Annotated in this window: 14 protein-coding genes and 1 pseudogene; 5 read left to right on the top strand and 10 right to left on the bottom strand. The window is 72.5% G+C overall.

Features of this window, described 5'->3' with window-relative positions:
- Positions 1–143: 143 nt before the first annotated feature.
- A pseudogene (fabD, locus tag MOTC310_RS02185) lies at positions 144–1,074 on the bottom strand (ACP S-malonyltransferase).
- A 292-nt stretch (positions 1,075–1,366) separates the two neighbouring features.
- Here fabD and rpoZ point away from each other — a divergent pair.
- From rpoZ to MOTC310_RS02170, 3 genes are all read left to right on the top strand, one after another.
- The gene (gene rpoZ / locus MOTC310_RS02180; protein WP_010685409.1) at positions 1,367–1,777 is read left to right on the top strand and encodes a DNA-directed RNA polymerase subunit omega; all 411 of its coding nucleotides are present in this window, start codon (positions 1,367–1,369) and stop codon (positions 1,775–1,777) included.
- Positions 1,778–1,982: 205 nt separating this feature from the next.
- Complete coding sequence (locus MOTC310_RS02175; protein WP_331301450.1) at positions 1,983–4,244, top strand: RelA/SpoT family protein; 2,262 nt, start codon at positions 1,983–1,985, stop codon at positions 4,242–4,244.
- A gap of 349 nt (positions 4,245–4,593) precedes the next feature.
- Complete coding sequence (locus MOTC310_RS02170; protein ID WP_331292555.1) at positions 4,594–5,232, top strand: LabA-like NYN domain-containing protein; 639 nt, start codon at positions 4,594–4,596, stop codon at positions 5,230–5,232.
- A gap of 4 nt (positions 5,233–5,236) precedes the next feature.
- Here the strand turns inward: MOTC310_RS02170 and MOTC310_RS02165 are convergent, their stop codons facing one another.
- Genes MOTC310_RS02165 through dapA form a run of 3 tightly spaced genes read right to left on the bottom strand, consistent with a single transcriptional unit; the run spans position 5,237 to position 7,251 of the window.
- Positions 5,237–5,818 (bottom strand): peroxiredoxin, encoded by a 582-nt coding sequence (locus tag MOTC310_RS02165; protein WP_331300641.1) that lies wholly within the window; start codon positions 5,816–5,818, stop codon positions 5,237–5,239.
- A 44-nt stretch (positions 5,819–5,862) separates the two neighbouring features.
- The gene (smpB, locus tag MOTC310_RS02160; protein ID WP_020095208.1) at positions 5,863–6,336 is read right to left on the bottom strand and encodes an SsrA-binding protein SmpB; all 474 of its coding nucleotides are present in this window, start codon (positions 6,334–6,336) and stop codon (positions 5,863–5,865) included.
- Positions 6,337–6,351: 15 nt separating this feature from the next.
- Positions 6,352–7,251, bottom strand: coding sequence for a 4-hydroxy-tetrahydrodipicolinate synthase (gene dapA / locus MOTC310_RS02155; RefSeq protein WP_331292558.1), 900 nt, complete (start codon positions 7,249–7,251; stop codon positions 6,352–6,354).
- 200 nt (positions 7,252–7,451) lie between these two features.
- On the opposite strand from dapA, the gene MOTC310_RS02150 reads away from it, so the two are divergent.
- The gene (locus tag MOTC310_RS02150) at positions 7,452–9,830 is read left to right on the top strand and encodes a lytic transglycosylase domain-containing protein (RefSeq protein WP_331300640.1); all 2,379 of its coding nucleotides are present in this window, start codon (positions 7,452–7,454) and stop codon (positions 9,828–9,830) included.
- Between the two features lie 251 nt (positions 9,831–10,081).
- Positions 10,082–11,068 carry a catalase family peroxidase gene (locus tag MOTC310_RS02145; protein WP_331300639.1) on the top strand — a complete coding sequence of 329 codons (987 nt, stop codon included), beginning with the start codon at positions 10,082–10,084 and terminating at the stop codon, positions 11,066–11,068.
- A 36-nt stretch (positions 11,069–11,104) separates the two neighbouring features.
- Here MOTC310_RS02145 and MOTC310_RS02140 read toward each other — a convergent pair whose 3' ends face one another.
- The 6 genes from MOTC310_RS02140 to MOTC310_RS02115 all read right to left on the bottom strand — a co-directional run bounded on the left by MOTC310_RS02140 (position 11,105) and on the right by MOTC310_RS02115 (position 16,207).
- Positions 11,105–12,367 (bottom strand): hypothetical protein, encoded by a 1,263-nt coding sequence (locus MOTC310_RS02140; protein WP_331300638.1) that lies wholly within the window; start codon positions 12,365–12,367, stop codon positions 11,105–11,107.
- 581 nt (positions 12,368–12,948) lie between these two features.
- Complete coding sequence (metW, locus tag MOTC310_RS02135; RefSeq protein WP_331292566.1) at positions 12,949–13,653, bottom strand: methionine biosynthesis protein MetW; 705 nt, start codon at positions 13,651–13,653, stop codon at positions 12,949–12,951.
- 5 nt (positions 13,654–13,658) lie between these two features.
- Entirely contained in the window at positions 13,659–14,864 is a 1,206-nt protein-coding gene (gene metX, locus MOTC310_RS02130; RefSeq protein ID WP_020095220.1) for a homoserine O-acetyltransferase MetX, read from the bottom strand.
- A 448-nt stretch (positions 14,865–15,312) separates the two neighbouring features.
- Complete coding sequence (locus MOTC310_RS02125; RefSeq protein WP_331300637.1) at positions 15,313–15,519, bottom strand: hypothetical protein; 207 nt, start codon at positions 15,517–15,519, stop codon at positions 15,313–15,315.
- Between the two features lie 69 nt (positions 15,520–15,588).
- Entirely contained in the window at positions 15,589–15,756 is a 168-nt protein-coding gene (locus MOTC310_RS02120; protein WP_331292570.1) for a hypothetical protein, read from the bottom strand.
- A gap of 157 nt (positions 15,757–15,913) precedes the next feature.
- Positions 15,914–16,207 carry a hypothetical protein gene (locus tag MOTC310_RS02115; RefSeq protein ID WP_331300636.1) on the bottom strand — a complete coding sequence of 98 codons (294 nt, stop codon included), beginning with the start codon at positions 16,205–16,207 and terminating at the stop codon, positions 15,914–15,916.
- Positions 16,208–16,386 lie beyond the last annotated feature (179 nt).

Below are 16,386 nucleotides of genomic sequence, written 5' to 3'. Positions count from 1 at the left end.
GTGCCCGAGAGCGCCACGGCGGCCCCCTGCGCGTGCAGCGCCCGGGCGATCGCCTGGCCGAGGCCGCCGGTCGCGCCGGTGACGAGGGCCTTGCGGCCGGTGAGATCGAACATGCGGGACTCCGTCGGATCAGAGCGCGCGGATCAGAGCGCGAAGGCGGCGACGTCGGCGGGCGTGCCGACCGAGGCGGCGCTCGCCTGGGGGGCGATGCGCTTGACGAGGCCGGTCAGCACCTTGCCGGCGCCGAGCTCGTAGAACCGGTCGACGCCCGACGCGGCCATGGCGGCGACGCTCTCGCGCCAGCGCACGGTGCCGGTGACCTGCTCGACCAGGGCCGCGCGGATCGCCTCCGGATCGGAGACCGGGGCGGCCGCGACGTTGGCGTAGAGGGTGACGCGCGGGGCCGTCAGGGTGACGGCGGCCAGCGCCCGGGCCATGGCCTCGGCGGCCGGGGCCATCAGGCGGCAGTGGAACGGCGCCGAGACGTTGAGCATCACGGCGCGCTTGATCCCGCGGCCGGTGGCGATGCCGACGGCGCGCTCCACGGCCGGGCGGTCGCCGGAGAGCACCACCTGCCCGCCGCCGTTGTCGTTGGCGACATCGCAGACCGCGCCGCCGCCGGCCTCGTCCGCCGCCGCCTCGGCGACCGAGCGGGCGGAGTCGAGGTCGGTGCCGATCAGCGCCGCCATGGCGCCCNGCCTCCTGCATCGCCTCGCCGCGCAGGCGCAGCAGCCGCGCCGCATCCGCCACGGTGAGGCTGCCGGCGGCCGCGAGCGCCGCGTACTCGCCGAGCGAGTGGCCGGCCACGCAGGCGACGTCGCGCGCGAGGTCGAGGCCGCGCTCGGCCTCCAGAACCCGCAGCACCGCGAGGCTCGCCGCCATCAGGGCCGGCTGGGCGTTGGTCGTCAGGGTCAGCGCCTCGGCCGGCCCCTCGAACATCAGCCGCGACAGGTTCTGGCCCAGGGCGGCGTCGACCTCGTCGAGCACGGCACGGGCCTGCGGGAAGGCCTCCGCGAGGTCCCGCGCCATGCCGACCGCCTGGCTGCCCTGGCCGGGAAAGATGAGTGCGCGCATGTTGCGTCCTGATCGCCGGCACCTCTCGGCGCGCGAACGCCGCCCGTGTCGGCCGAAACTCTGGAATGGCGCGCGCACTCGCACCCGCGGCCGCGGGTGTCAACAATGCGGCGCACCATGATGTCGCATCGTCGGGCCCCGCCGGCGCCGCGGCCGCCGGCCCGACCGGACCGGCACGCTCGCCGGACGCGCGCCCCGCGCAACCCGCTGTGCTTGTTGCACAACGGCATCCGGTGTAGAGTGCCGCCATACCCGACATCACCCGTCGCTCAAGCCCAAGGAGCCGCCCCGCATGGCGCGCGTCACCGTCGAAGACTGCATCGAGAAGGTCGAGAACCGCTTCGAGCTGGTGCTGCTGGCGAGCCACCGGGCCCGCCTCCTGGCCGCCGGCGCCCCGCTGACCATCGACCGCGACCGCGACAAGAACCCGGTCGTGGCCCTGCGCGAGATCGGCGACGAGACGATCACGGCCGACGACCTCAAGGAGCAGCTGATCCACTCGATGCAGAAATACGTCGAGGTGGACGAGCCCGAGGCCGAGACCGTGCCGCTGCTGTCGAGCTCGCCGGCCGCCGCCGCGGTGGCGCCGCAATCCTCCAGCGACGACGCGGCGGTCCAGTTCGACCGCATGAGCGAGGAGGACCTGCTGCGCGGCCTCGAGAACCTCGCCCCGCCGGTCGAGACCGACGACGAGGGCGAGTGAGCCTGACGAGGTGGGCCTGGATGGGCGCGACCTGACCGAGACCGGACCCGGCGGAGACGCCGGGTTCTCTCGTTCCGTGGCCGGCCCGCCGGCGTCCGGCGCGGACCCGCAACCGGGGGCCGGCGCCGTCCCGGCGGCTGCGGAACAAGCGCGCGTGATCCCGACCCCGCGCACGACCCAGGACGCGCCGGCCCCGTCCCGGCGGATGATGCGCCAGTACGAGCTCGTCGAGCGGGTCAAGCGCTACAACCCGGCCGCCGACGAGGCGCTGCTCAACCGTGCCTACGTGTACGCCATGCAGGCGCACGGCACGCAGAAGCGCGCCTCCGGCGACCCGTTCTTCGCCCATCCCCTCGAGGTCGCCGCGATCCTCACGGATCTGCACCTCGACGACGCCACCATCGTGGCGGCGGTCCTGCACGACACCGTCGAGGACACCGAGGCGACGCTGGAGGAGATCCGCCGGCTGTTCGGGCCGGAGATCGGCGCCCTGGTCGACGGCCTGACCAAGCTCAAGCGACTCGACCTCGTCTCCAAGCAGGCCGCGCAGGGCGAGAACTTCCGCAAGCTGCTCCTCGCGGTGGCGGCGGATGTCCGCGTGCTGCTGGTCAAGCTCGCCGACCGCCTGCACAACATGCGGACCCTCCAGCACATGCGGGAGGACAAGCGCCACCGCATCGCGCAGGAGACGCTCGACATCTACGCCCCGCTCGCCGGCCGCATGGGCATGCAGGAGCTGCGCGAGGAGCTGGAGGACCTGGCCTTCCGCAACCTGGAGCCGGAGGTCTACGCCACCATCACGCAGCGCCTGACGCGGCTCACCGCCAAGTCCGAGAGCGTGGTCGAGACCATCGCGCAGGTGCTCACCGAGAAGCTCGCCGCGCAGGGGATCACCGCCGAGGTCAGCGGCCGGCAGAAGCGCCCCTTCTCGATCTGGTCGAAGATGGAGCGCAAGTCCGTCGCCTTCGAGCAGCTCTCCGACATCTTCGGCTTCCGCGTGGTCGTCGACACCGTCCAGGAATGCTACGCGGCTCTGGGCATCGTCCACACCAGCTGGCCGATGGTCCCGGGCCGGTACAAGGACTACATCTCGACCCCGAAGCAGAACGATTACCGCTCGATCCACACCACGGTGATCGGGCCGAAGAGCCAGCGCGTCGAGCTGCAGATCCGCACCCGCGCCATGGACGACATCGCCGAGTACGGCATCGCGGCCCACGCGCAGTACAAGGAGGTCGGCGCCGAGCTGGTCAAGGACCCGGCCCGCGCCGAGGGCAGCGTGCATCCGCGGCTCGCCGCCGAGAGCGGCGCCTACCAGTGGCTGCGCCGGACCATCGAGCTGCTGGCCGAGGGCGACAGCCCGGAGGAGTTCCTGGAGCACACCAAGCTGGAGCTGTTCCAGGACCAGGTGTTCTGCTTCACCCCGAAGGGCCGGCTGATCGCCCTGCCGCGGGGCGCGACGCCGATCGACTTCGCGTACGCGGTCCACACCGACGTCGGCAACACCGCGGTGGGCGCCAAGATCAACGGCCGGATGGCGCCGCTGCTGCACGAGCTCGCCAACGGCGACGAGGTCGAGATCAGCCGCTCCGACGGGGCCTCGCCCCCGGCGGCCTGGGAATCCCTCGTGGTGACCGGCAAGGCCCGCGCGGCGATCCGGCGGGCGACCCGGGCCGCCGTGCGGCGGCAATATGCCGGGCTCGGCCGCCAGATCCTGGACCGGGCCTTCGAGCGCGCCGCCAAGACCTTCTCGGAGGACAAGCTCCGGGGCGCGCTGCCGCGGCTCGCCCGCGCCACCACCGAGGACGTGTTCGCCGCCGTCGGGCGGGGCGAGATGTTCTCGGGCGACGTCGTCCGCGCCGTCTATCCGGACCACCGCGACGAGCGCCGCCCCTCCGCCGCGCTGGGCGCCGCCAGCGGCGCGGGCCGGCTCGTGCGCTCCTCCGACCAGACCATGCGGCTGACCTTCCCGGGCGCCGAGGGCGGCAGGGAGGGGGAGGCCGCGGATCGCAGCGACGCGATCCCGATCCGCGGCCTGGCGGGCGACCTGCCGGTGACCTTCGCGCCGAACGGCGGCGCGGTGCCCGGCGACCGGATCGTCGGCATCCTGACCCCCGGGATCGGCGTCACCGTCTACCCGATCCAGTCGGCGGCGCTCGCGGCCTTCGACAACGAGCCGGAGCGCTGGCTCGACGTCCGCTGGGACATCGAGGCGCTCGGCGGCGAGCGCTTCCCGGCCCGGCTGGCGCTCAAGTCGATCAACGAGCCGGGGGTGTTCGCCCAGATCGCCCAGGTGATCGCCGACCACGACGGCAACATCGACAACATCTCGATGAAGCGGCGCACCCAGGATTTCACCGACATCACGATCGACCTGTCGGTCTGGGACCTGCAGCATCTCAACGCGATCATCGCCGAGCTGCGCGGCAAGCGCCCGGTCAACAGCGTGGAGCGCGTGAACGGCTGAGGCCGAGGGCCGCGGACGCGACGCATCTGAGGTTTACAGGATCAACTTTCGTAAACCTCCGTTTTCCTGATAAAGCCCTGTTTCGGGCAATTAATCCGTCCTCTGGATCCAGTTTTTCACGACCGCACATTCTCGTGCTCTGCTTGACACGGACCCGTTTGAAACGAATGGTCCGGCAGCCGGGGCGGCGGTCGCGCGGGATCTTCGACCGCGCCGGCCCGCCCCGGATTGCAGAGCGTGGCGACCGCGATCGCGGAGCACCGTCCTCGGCCATTCGCCACGGGCGGATCCCGGCCGTTTCTTCGGACGATTTTCCGTCACCCACGATTTTTCGGGACCTGACCTGTTCATGCCAGCAACCCAACGCAGCGCCATCTTCATCGACGGCGCCAACCTCTACGCCACCACCAAGGCCCTCGGTTTCGACATCGATTACAAGAAGCTGCTCAAGGAATTTCAGTCGCGGGAGAACCTCCTGCGGGCATTCTACTACACAGCCATGATCGAGGATCAGGAATATTCCTCGATCCGCCCGCTGATCGACTGGCTCGACTACAACGGCTACCGCGTCGTGACCAAGCCCGTGAAGGAGTTCACGGACTCGATGGGCCGGCGGAAGTACAAGGGCAACATGGATATCGAGCTGGCGATCGACGCGCTCGAGCTCAGCCCGCACATCGATCACATGATCCTGTTCTCGGGGGACGGCGATTTCCGCTCCCTCGTCGAGGCGATGCAGCGGCGCGGCGTGAAGGTGACGGTGATCTCCACGATCCAGACCCAGCCGGCGATGATCTCCGACGAGCTGCGGCGGCAGGCCGACGAGTTCGTCGACCTCGCGAGCCTCGCGGGCCGGATCGGGCGCGAGCCGAGCGAGCGTCCGGCCCGGACCTCCGGCGAGGCGCCGAGCCGCTATCGCGGGGAGGGGCGGACGAACCCGGGCCTGGAGAACCGCTACGGCATCCGCCAGCCGGAGGCCGAGGAGTAGCGCCTCAGGCGCGCGTGCCGTCGAGCCACGCGAGGACCTGCCGGGCGCTCCGGTCCGGCGGGAAGACCGGGTAGAACAGCTGGCTCACGACGCCGTCGTCGATCACCAGGGTGAGGCGGCGCAGCAGCACCTGGCCGGCGACCTCGAAGACCGGCAGGCGCGCCGCCATCGCGAGGGCCCGGTGCGGATCGGCCAGCAGCGGGAAGGGCAGGCGCAGGCGCTCGGCCGCCGCGCGCTGGTAGGCGCTCGTCTGGGTCGAGAGGCCGAAGACCTGATCGACGCCGCGGGCCGTGAGGTCGGCGTGGTGATCGCGGAAGTCGCAGGCCTGCGGGGTGCAGCCCCGGGCGCCGGGAATCGCGTCCCAGTCGGGTGTCAGGCCCGGCTGTCCCGGCTCGCCGGTGCGCGGGTAGGCGTAGGCGACGGTGCGTCCCGGCAGCCGCGCCAGCGAGACCGTGCGGCCATCCGTGGCGGTGAGCGCCACGTCGGGCAGGCGCATCCCGCGCAGATGGTCGGCCGCGCCGTCGTCGACCGGGACCGGCAGGTCGTCGGGGAGGTCGTCGGGGAGGGCGTCGTGGGTGGATGGCATGGACATCTCCTCCCGGCTCGGCGCCCGGCCGCGGTATCCCGGCCTCAGCCCCGGTCCCGCAGCAGCCGCGCCCGGTCGCGCTGCCAGTCGCGCTCCTTGACCGCCTCGCGCTTGTCGTGGGCCTGCTTGCCCTTGCCGAGCCCAAGCTCGACCTTCGCCCGCCCCTTGTCGTTGAAGTAGATCTTCAGCGGCACCACCGTGTAGCCCTGGCGCTGCGTGGCGCCGATCAGCTTGTTGATCTGGCGGCGGTGCAGCAGCAGGCGGCGCGGGCGCTTGGTGTCGTGGTTGAAGCGGTTCGCCTCCAGGTATTCCGGGATGTAGGCGTTGAACAGCATCAGGTCGTTGCCGGAGGGGCCCGCATAGGCCTCGCCGATCGTCGCCTTGCCGCCGCGCAGGGACTTCACCTCGGTGCCGGTCAGCGCGATGCCGGCCTCGAGCGTGTCCTCGATCGTGTAGTGATAGCGCGCGGCGCGGTTGTCGGCGACGATGCGCCGACTGGGCTCCGGTTTCGGGGCCATGATGCGTGACTTCCCTCAGTCGACCAGAAGGCCGGCGTGACGCAGGGCGTCGTCGACGATGCGCTTGGTGGGCTCGGTCACCGGCACCAGCGGCAGGCGCAGCTCGTCGGTCATGTAGCCGAGCCGCGACAGCGCGTACTTCACCGGCGCCGGGTTGGCCTCGGCGAAAAGGCCCGTCTGCAGGGGGAACAGCTTGTCCTGAAGGGTCAGCGCCTTGGCGTAGTCACCGGCGAGCGTCGCCTCCTGCAGGTCGGCGCAGAGGCGCGGGGCGACGTTCGCCACCACCGAGATGCAGCCGTGGCCGCCGTGGGCGTTGTAGCCGAGCGCCGTCGCATCTTCGCCCGAAAGCTGGATGAAGCTCTCACCCATGGCCTGACGCTGCTGGCTGACGCGGTCGATCTTGGCGGTCGCGTCCTTCACGCCGGCGATGTTCTTCAATTCGAAGAGCCGGGCCATCGTCTCGACGCTCATGTCGACGACGGAGCGCGGCGGGATATTGTAGATGATGATCGGAATGCCGACCGCATCGTTGACGGCCTTGAAGTGGGCGTAGAGGCCCGCCTGCGTCGGCTTGTTGTAGTACGGCGTCACCACGAGGACGGCGTCGGCGCCCGCGCGCTCGGCGTGCTGCGCCCGCTCGACCGCCTCGGCGGTGGAGTTGGAGCCCGCGCCGGCCACGACCGGCACGCGCCCGCCCGCCTCGTCGATGCAGGCCTCGACCACCCGGTCGTGCTCGGCATGGGTGAGGGTCGGGCTCTCGCCGGTGGTGCCGGTGGGGACGAGCCCGTGGCTGCCCTGCTCGATCTGCCAGCGCACGAACTTTCGGAAGGCGGCCTCGTCGAAGGCCCCGTCGCGGAAGGGCGTCACAAGCGCGGTGAGCGAGCCCCGCAGGCGGCTCCCGGTCATCTCGGTCATCTCAGGCGTCCCAAAGGATCCCAGCTGGGATTTCGGCGGTCTCGGCGCCGCGCGTGGTCCGCATCGTACGGGCACGGACCGGCAGACATAGGCGGTCGCGTCACGGCGCGCAAACAGATCGTGGCGACGGTTAACGCGATCTTAATGGTCGCGCGCCCATCCTCGACCTTTCCCGCTCCGGTGATCAGTAGGGGGGAATCGTGACCCGATCCGCGGCCTCGTCTCCGGTCTCGAAGCGCTCCTCCCTCACCGCCGCCGCGCTCGTCGCCACCGTCGGCGTCGCGCTGGCCGGACAGGCCGGCACGGAGATGCCGCCCGCGACGGCCCTGGCGGCACAGGCCGCGCAGCCGGCCGCGCAGCCGATTTTGCAGCCCGCCTCGCAGCCGACACCGCCGGCGAGCGACGCGGCCCTCTCGACCGCCCAGGTCCGCGGGGCGCAGGCCGAGAAGGCCGCCGACCCTGTCGCGGCCGACGCCCTGAAGCTCGACCCGATCCACGCCTCCACCGGCGACGACAAGGGCGAGGAGCCCGCCCGGACGCTGCCGGCCGCGGCCTCGGCCTACGCCTCCGCCGACCCGGATGCCCCGGTGGCCTTCCCGCTGCCCGACGCCGCCGTCACCCCGCCGGCCCCGGTGCCCGAGGTGCCGGATCCGGCGCGGCCGAAGATCTCCGGCGACACCGACCCGACGCTGCTGCGCGGCGCCATCGACCTCTACCGCAAGGGCCGGGTCGCCGACGGCGACCGGATGCGCGACGGCTTCACCGACCCGGCCGCGCGGGCGCTGCTCGAGTGGGTGGCGATCCGCGCGGGCGCCGGGATCGGCTTCAACCGCACCGTCGCCTTCGTCCGGGCCAACCCGGACTGGCCGGCCGGCCCGCTGCTGCGCCGCCGGGCCGAGGAGGCGCTGCTCTCCGAGCGGAAATCCCCCGCGACGGTCCGGGCCTTCTTCGCCACGGCGAAGCCGTCGAGCGCGCCGGGCAAGTTCGCCCTCGCCCTGGCGCTGCGCGCCGACGGCTGCGAGGCCGACGCCGCCGAGATGGTCCGCGACCTCTGGCGCAGCGAGAGCTTCGGCCGCAGCCTCGAGGCCAAGGTGCTCGACGCCTTCCCGGACGCGCTCACCCGGGTCGACCACCGCTACCGGATGGAGCGGGCGCTCCTGAAGGACGATTGGGAGAGCGCCGGCCGGGCGGCCGGCTACGCGGGGGGCGGCTATGCCAGCCTCGTGCGCGCCCGCCGGGCCGTGGAGGACAAGTCCTCGGGCGCCGCCGCCGCGCTCGCCGCGGTGCCGCCGTCCCTGCGCGGGGACGCGTCGTACATCTTCTCCCGGGCGCAGTATTTCCGCCGGGCCGACAAGCCCGAGGCGGCCGCCGCCGTGCTCGCCGCGGCGCCCGGCAACCCGGACGTGCTGGTCGACGGCGACGAGTGGTGGGTCGAGCGCCGGATCGTGGCGCGCAAGCTCCTCGACCTCGGCGACGCCAGGACCGCCTACGCGGTGGCGAGCGGGCAGGCGGCGCGCACGCCCGAGAAGCGGATCGAGGCCGAGTTCCACGCCGGCTGGATCGCGCTGCGCTTCGCCGGCGATCCGGCGAGCGCCGCGCAGCATTTCGCCCGGATGGCCACCGTCGCGGAGAGCCCGATCTCGGTGGCGCGGGCCGCCTACTGGCAGGGCCGGGCGGCCGAGGCTCTGGGCCAGGCGGAGGAGGCCAAGCGCTTCTACGAACGCGCGGCCCTCCAGCCGATCGCCTATTACGGCCAGGTGGCGCGGGCGCGGCTCGGCCAGACCAGCCTGCCCCTGCGGGCGCCCGCCGACCTCGAGGGCGCCGAGCGGCAGGCCTTCGAGGGCCGGCTCTACATCCGCGCCCTGCGCCTCCTCGGCGAGGCCGGGATCAAGGAGCTGGCGCTGCCGCTCTACATCGACGCCGCCCGGGATCTCTCGGACCCGCGCGAGCTCCAGGCGCTCGGCGACCTCGCGACCGACATGAAGGATGCCCGCGCCCTGGTGGCGATCGGCAAGCTCGCGGTGCAGCGGGGCCTGCCGCTCGACGCCCACGCCTACCCGACGATCGGCATCCCCACCTACGAGACCTTCACGGCGGTGCCGCAGGTGGAGCGGGCCATGGTCTACGCCATCGCCCGGCAGGAGAGCCAGTTCGACCCGCGGGCGCAGTCGGGCGTCGGCGCGCGCGGTCTGATGCAGATGATGCCGGCCACCGCCCAGCGCACCGCCCGCCGGGTCTCGGCCGCCTTCGACGTCGACCGCCTGACCAGCGATCCCGCCTACTGCGCGAAGCTCGGCCAGGCCCATCTCGGCGAGCTGATGGAGGATTGGCGCGGCTCCTACGTGCTCGCCTTCGCGTCCTACAACGCGGGCGGCGGCAACGTGAAGAAGTGGATCGACGCCTACGGCGACCCGCGCAAGGGCGACGTCGACGTGATCGACTGGGTGGAGCGCATCCCCTTCACGGAGACGCGCAACTACGTGCAGCGGGTCATGGAGAACCTGCAGGTCTACCGCTCGCGGCTCGACAGCCGCAGCGCCCTGCTGATCGAGGGCGACCTCCACCGCGGCGCGCGGTAGCGGGCTCCTCACCGTCTCGGCGAGCGGAGCGAAGCGACCCGGTCGCGCCAGACCGCCGGACGTCGCGTTGCCCTGGGTTGCCTCGCTCCGCTCGCGAAGACGACGTTCTCAACCTGCAGCTTGCCGCCGGGACGTAACCCGCACGCCGCCGCGGCGAAGCTTGCGGTTGTGCCTTTGGCCCTTCTCTCCCTAGAAGATGCTCCGGTCCGCGTTGACCGGCCTGGGCAGGCCGTCGCTGCCGAGAGGTTTCCATGCTGCGTTCGAGATCGGGTTTCGCCCTCCTGCTGAGCACCGCGCTCGCGGCCGCCGCCCCGGCCCAGGCCCAGGAGGCCTCCACCGCCGAGCAGACGATCGACGTGATGAACACGCTGTTCGGCAAGCATCCGGGCGCGCGGGCCAACCACGCCAAGGGCGTGGTCGCCGAGGGCAGCTTCACCCCGTCGCCCGAGGCGGCGAAGATCAGCAAGGCCTCCCTGTTCCAGGGGCCGGCGGTGCCGGTGACGGTCCGGTTCTCGGACGCCACCGGCGTCCCGACCATCCCGGACGGCGTCGCCGACGCCAACCCGCACGGCCTCGCGCTCAAGTTCAAGCTGAGCGACGGCTCCGAGATGGACGTCGTCACCAACGCGCTGAAGTATTTCCCGGTCGCCACGGGCGAGGAGTTCCGCGACCTCCTGAAGGCCGCCGCCGAGAGCGGCCCGAAGGCCGCCCATCCGACCGCGCTGGAGCGCTTCGCCGCCGCCCACCCGGCCGCCGCCACCGCGGGCGGAACCGCCAAGACCCCGTCGAGCCTCGCCCGGCAGACCTATAACGGCGTCAACGCCTTCATCCTGGTGGACGCCGCCGGCAAGCGGCAGCCGTTCCGGTTCCGCTTCGTGCCGGTGGAGGGCGAGGAGATCCTCGCTCCCGAGGAGGCAGCCAAGCGCGATCCGAACTTCCTGATGGCCGAGATCGGCCCGCGGGTCGCCAAGACCCCAGCGAAGTTCAGGATGCTGGCCCAGCTCGCCGAGCCGGGCGACCCGACCAACGACGCCACCAAGCCCTGGCCGGACGACCGGAAGACGGTCGATCTCGGCACCGTGACGGTGAGCAAGGTCGTGCCCGACAGCGCCGAGGCCGAGAAGGCGCTGCTGTTCATGCCCAACAACCTGACCGACGGGATCGAGGTCTCGGACGACCCGCTGATCGACGCCCGCGTCCAGGCCTACGCGGTCTCGTTCAGCCGCCGCTCGCAGTAGCGCGATCCGGTCGGACGGACTCTCCGACCCGTCGCCTCATCCTGGGGTGCCGGAGCGCGGCGGTGGCCTCGAAGGAGGCCTCCGGCCAGCCGCGCGAATCCCAGGATCCCTCCTGCGAGGCCCGCTGACGCGGTCCCCTCGGGACGAGGTCCAGGGTAGGGCGTCGCCCGGGTCGGGGCGGATCAGCGGCCCGCCCCGGCCTTCGGGGCGGATGGCGGCTTCGCGCCGCCCGGCTGCCCCTTGCCCTCGACCGAGCCCGTGCGGGCGCCGTCCTGGGTGGAGCCGGTGCCGCTGAGGCCGCCCGCGCCCAGGCTGGTCGTGGGCGCGCCGGCATCCTTGGCGCTCGCGGCCTTGCCCTGGCCCTCGGCGGCCTGCCCGGCCCCCGCCGCGGATGACCGCGTCCCAGCTCTGCCCCCAGCAGGCGGCGGCGAAGCGCGCGTTCGACGCCGCGTAGCGCGCCGCGACGCGGGCCAGCCCGTCCGGCGCGTCGCCGCGGAACCGCTCCGCGTCGAGCCCCCGCGCCCAGGCCCAGTCGTCGAGGATATGGCCGAGCAGCCGGCGATGCCCGGTCACCTGCCGGTGCACGCCGAGCCGGTACAGGCGGCGCGACGCCTCGACCGCGACCGGCCCGGAACTCCGGTTCGTGCGGTAGGCGAGGTCGGCCGGGCCGAGGAGCGGCGCGAGGCGCTCGCCCAGGCCGAGCCCGTCGACGAGCCGCGCCAGCAGCGGCGCGTCGCACCGCCGGTCGCGGTACGGCAGGGCGGTGACGCGCCCCGCGGCGGCGCGGCGCCAGGGCTCGAGCCTTCCCGCGTAGTCGTAGCGCCGGGACGCGCCCTCGGAGCGCAGGAAGCCGCGGAACGTGCGGCTCTCGGCGACGACCTGCGCCCGCAGGGCGTAGGCCGAGGCCAGCTGCTCGGCCTGCGGCTTGACCACGAGCGCCGCCTCCAGGGCGAAGCCGCGGCGCGCGAACAGGTCGGACAGGATCTCGGGCACGCGCCAGAGCGGGCGCTGGACGGCGAAATCCTCGTAGGAGAGCAGGACCGTGTCGGCCGGCGTGGCGGCGAGGACCGCGTCGAGGCGCGCGAGGGCCTCGCGGCGCTCCGCGCCGCCGCGGCGGCGGTCCAGCGCCTGGCCGAGCCGGAAATGGTTGACGTCGTCGCTCCCGGGTGCGCCCGGCGGGGCGAGGCTCGGGTAGCAGATCCCGACCGAGGCGAGGCGGGGGCGCAGGCGGGCCAGCACCTCCTGGAACGCGGTGGAGCCGGTTCGCGGCATCCCGATGTGAACGATCGCGCGGCGCACGTGTCCTGTCGACCCTGCTGGAATTCGCGGTTGCGGCAAGTCTTCGGCGCAGCCGCACACAGTCCACGACCCCTCGTGGACGCGCACGTCTCGGGAAAACGCCAGACGAATCCGTAATCACGGTCCGATCACGGGAACGCGATCAGGAATAGCCAAGCTCCGTTTCCGCTCTATTTCAGACTGTCGGTGGTACAGGTCGCGGCGGGCGCTGCCGGGATCCGGCCCCGCGCGGGGCGCCCGAGGCGGGTGTTCCCGGGAGAGAGGCGCCGTGCGGCGACCCTCAAGGCCCGGACAGCGGTGCGATGCTGGAGCCGCTCCCGATCGCGTCGAGCCAGGGCGCGATAACCGAGCGCGTGCCGTCCGTAGCGCGGGTCCCCTCTCCCGTGCGGGAGAGGGACAGGATGAGGGATCAGGTCCGTCCGGACGAGGCGCCTCCTGGCCGAGCCGCGATGGCGCGCTCGACCTCGAAGAGTTCTGTCCCTCACCACAACCCTCTCCCGTGCGGGAGAGGGGGCACGGTGTGACTGTCACGACCGAGGTCGCCGTCACTCCCAACCACCGCGACGTAATCGGGAACGGCGCTAGGGCCCGGTATCCGCGCGCCGGAGCAGGAACACGCCCTGCGCGCCGAACAGGTTCCAGACCCACCAGGGCATGGAGAACCGCATCGGCCGGCCGCGGGCATCGAGCGCCGTGGCGTGCTCGATCCGGGCGCCGATCAGGCGGCACAGGCCGACGAAGTCGCGGATCGTGCAGTGGTGGATGTTGGGCGTCTCCCACCACGCGTCCGGCATGATCTCGGTGACCGGCATCCGGCCGCGGAAGGCCAGCTCGGAGCGCACCCGCCAGTGCCCGAAATTCGGGAACGAGATGATCACCTGCCGGCCGATCCGCAGCAGGTGCTCCAGCACCACCCGGGGGTTGCGGGTCGCCTGGATGGTCTGGGACAGGACCACCACGTCGAAGGCGCCGTCCGGGTAGTTGGCGAGGTCGGTGTCGGCGTCGCCCTGGATCACCGACAGGCCCCGGGCGAGGCAGGCATTCACGCCCTCGCGGGACAGCTCGATCCCGCGCCCGTCGATGCCGCGGCGGTCGCGCAGCAGCGCCAGCAGCGAGCCGTCGCCGCAGCCGATATCGAGGACCCGGGCGCCGGCCGGGACGAGGCCGAGCACGACGAGGTGGTCGACGCGGGCGCCGTTGCCCTCGGCCGCGTGGGGGAGGGCGTCCGCGCTCTCCCAGGGCGCACCGTGCTGAGCCTTGCCCAGGGGCAGCTTGCCGAACGCCATCCGCGTCACAGCCCGCGCGCCCGGGCGGCGGCGTCGATGAAGCCGCGGGCCGCGGAGAACATCGCCGGCTCGTCGAGCAGGAAGGCGTCGTGGCCCTTGTCGCTCTCGACCTCCACGAAGGCCACCGGCGCCGCGGCGGCGTTGAGCGCGTGGACGATCGCCCGCGAATCGCGGGTCGGGAACAGCCAGTCCGAGGTGAACGAGATCACGCAGAAGCGGGTCTTGGTACCCCGGAAGGCGTTGGCGAGCACGCCGCCGTGGTCCTCGGCGAGGTCGAAATAGTCCATCGCCCGGGTCAGGTAGAGGTAGGCGTTGGCGTCGAACCGCTCGACGAAGCTCAGGCCCTGGTGGCGCAGGTAGCTCTCGATCTGGAAATCGGCGTTGAACGAGAAGGTCGGCGCCGTGCCGCCCTGGAAGCGCCGGCCGAACTTCCGGTGCAGCGCCGGCTCGGACAGGTAGGTGATGTGCGCGCCCATCCGGGCGACGCCGAGACCCTTGGCGGGGCGGGTGCCCGCCTCGAGGTAGCGCCCGTCCGCCCAGGCGGGGTCGGCCATGATCGCCTGACGGCCGACCTCGTGGAAGGCGATGTTCTGCGCGGAGTGGCGGGCGCCGGTGGCGATCGGCATCGCGGCGAAGACGCGCTCGGGATAGAGCGCCGCCCATTGCAGCACCTGCATCCCGCCCATCGAGCCGCCGATGCACAGGAACAGGTCCCGGATGCCGAGATGCTCCAGCAGCATCGCCTGGGCCCGGACCATGTCGCGGATCGTCACCAGCGGGAAGTTCAGCCCGTAGGGCCGCCCCGTCGCCGGGTCGATCGAGGCCGGGCCGGTGGAGCCCATGCAGGAGCCGATGACGTTCGAGCAGACGACGAAGTAGCGGTCGGTGTCGATCGGCTTGCCGGGGCCGACCAGCGTCTCCCACCAGCCGGGCTTGCCGGTCACCGGGTGGGTGTGGGCGAAGTACTGGTCGCCGGTGAGCGCGTGGCAGATCAGGACCGCGTTCGAGCGCGCGGCGTTGAGGGTGCCGGCGGTCTGGTAGGCGATCTGGAAGGGCGCGAGCTCGACGCCCGCGTCGGTGAGCAGCGGCGTGTCGGCGGCGAAGCGCGCCACCGGGCTCCTCGGGTCGAGCGCCTGCGAGCGCTCGGACGCGCGCCGTGCCGGCTCGTCGATCGGGTCGGGCCGCAGGGCCGTGTCCGTTTGGGTGTCCATGGCGGGTCGTGACGACCGTGTATCGGTTCGGATCCGAACCGGGAGAGCACGGGATCGCCTGACGCGCCGCACTCGCCCGACGCGGCCAGCCCCGCCGAGGTAATGCGCGGGGGGCCGAGCGTCAACGCGCGCCCTCTCTCTCCGGCCCTCCAGGTCTAGCTTCGCCTAGCCTCGTCTAGCTTCCCGCCCGCCCTCGCGCGTCGGGGCCGGCTTCCGGGTCCGGAGACGGGCCGGGGGAGGGGGCCGCCCCGGAGAGACGCCGCTTCCCGTACCGCCAGGCGGCCTCGATCACATCAATCACGAGGAAGAAAACGATATCCGCTATGAGGCTCATCTCGAGGCTCCGCCCTGCGAGATGGACCTCTACGATCGCCGCACGGCGCCCGAGGTGCTGCGGGACACGGGGCCCGGCTTTCCTCCACGGCCGATCCGGCGCCCGCCAGGTCGCTCACGCGATCGGCGCGGCCATCACGGCGAGACCCAGGGCGGGAAGGCCGAGCGCGAGGGCGGCCCGGGCATCCAGCCGGTCCGCGCCGACGCCCGCCCGCCAGTGCCGGCTCGCCGCGCTCTCGATCAGGATCCCGGTGAGAACGAGACCGCAGCCGATCAGGGCCTGCATCGAAACCATGAACACCTCGCCCAGCCAGCCGCACATCCTGGCGCCGCACGCCCCGGGGCGCACCCGGTCGACGCTGGGAAATTCCGCCCGGTGGCCGACGGTTCCTCAGCGCATGGCGGCCGCGCAGGCCGCGAAGACCAGGGCGGCGCCGGCGGCCGTGATGCAGCCATTGGCCCACGGCGCCGCCTCGACGCGGCGCAGGCGGAAATCCGCGGCGACCGATACGAGGATCCCGATCAGGAAGAGGCTGCAGGGGATCAGGTCACCGGGCATTGTCGATCCATCCAGGGGCATGCGGGGCGGGGCACGCCCGACGCGCCCCTGTTCTCCCGGTTCAACAGGCCGAAACGTGGCGAGTGCCCCGCGGCATTTGCGCGTCGCCGATTTGCCGCGGCGCCCCGGACGGATCGAGCCGGTCGGAGCCTGTCGGTCAGAGCCTGGCCGTGGCGGGCCGGGTGTCGAAATTCTCCGGGCCCAGGTCCAGGAGGTCATTCGGGGTCTCGGTCCGGTCGTAGGCCTGGCTCGCCGCGGCCTCGATCACCGCCTGATTGCGGGCGAACAGCTCCAGGGGGGCGAGGTCGGCTCCGCCGAACTGCTGACGCAGCACGGGAACCGGGACCTCGACCGCGATCACCCGCTGGCCGTTGGTCATGGCGAAGCGGATCAGCGTGTCGTCGGCGGGGAGGATGTGGGCGCCGCCATCCAGGTAGCGTTCGAGGGGCATGCGGGAAATCCTTCGCGTTGGGCGCCTGTCGGCGGGGCGCCGGCATACAGCCACGAGTCCGGGGGGCCGGACAAGTCGCCCCGGCCGGGTCGGGCCGCCACCTCCGGAGTCGGCCCCGGGTTCACCGGCAGAGGAAATGCTGTAGACGGGCGCGGAACCGACCGAACCCCGCGCATCCC

The sequence above is a fragment of the Methylobacterium oryzae genome, assembly GCF_036441375.1.
In the GTDB taxonomy this organism is placed as follows: domain Bacteria; phylum Pseudomonadota; class Alphaproteobacteria; order Rhizobiales; family Beijerinckiaceae; genus Methylobacterium; species Methylobacterium oryzae_A.
Note: the sequence above shows the minus strand (reverse complement) of the source record. Positions and strands in the feature narration are given on the sequence as shown.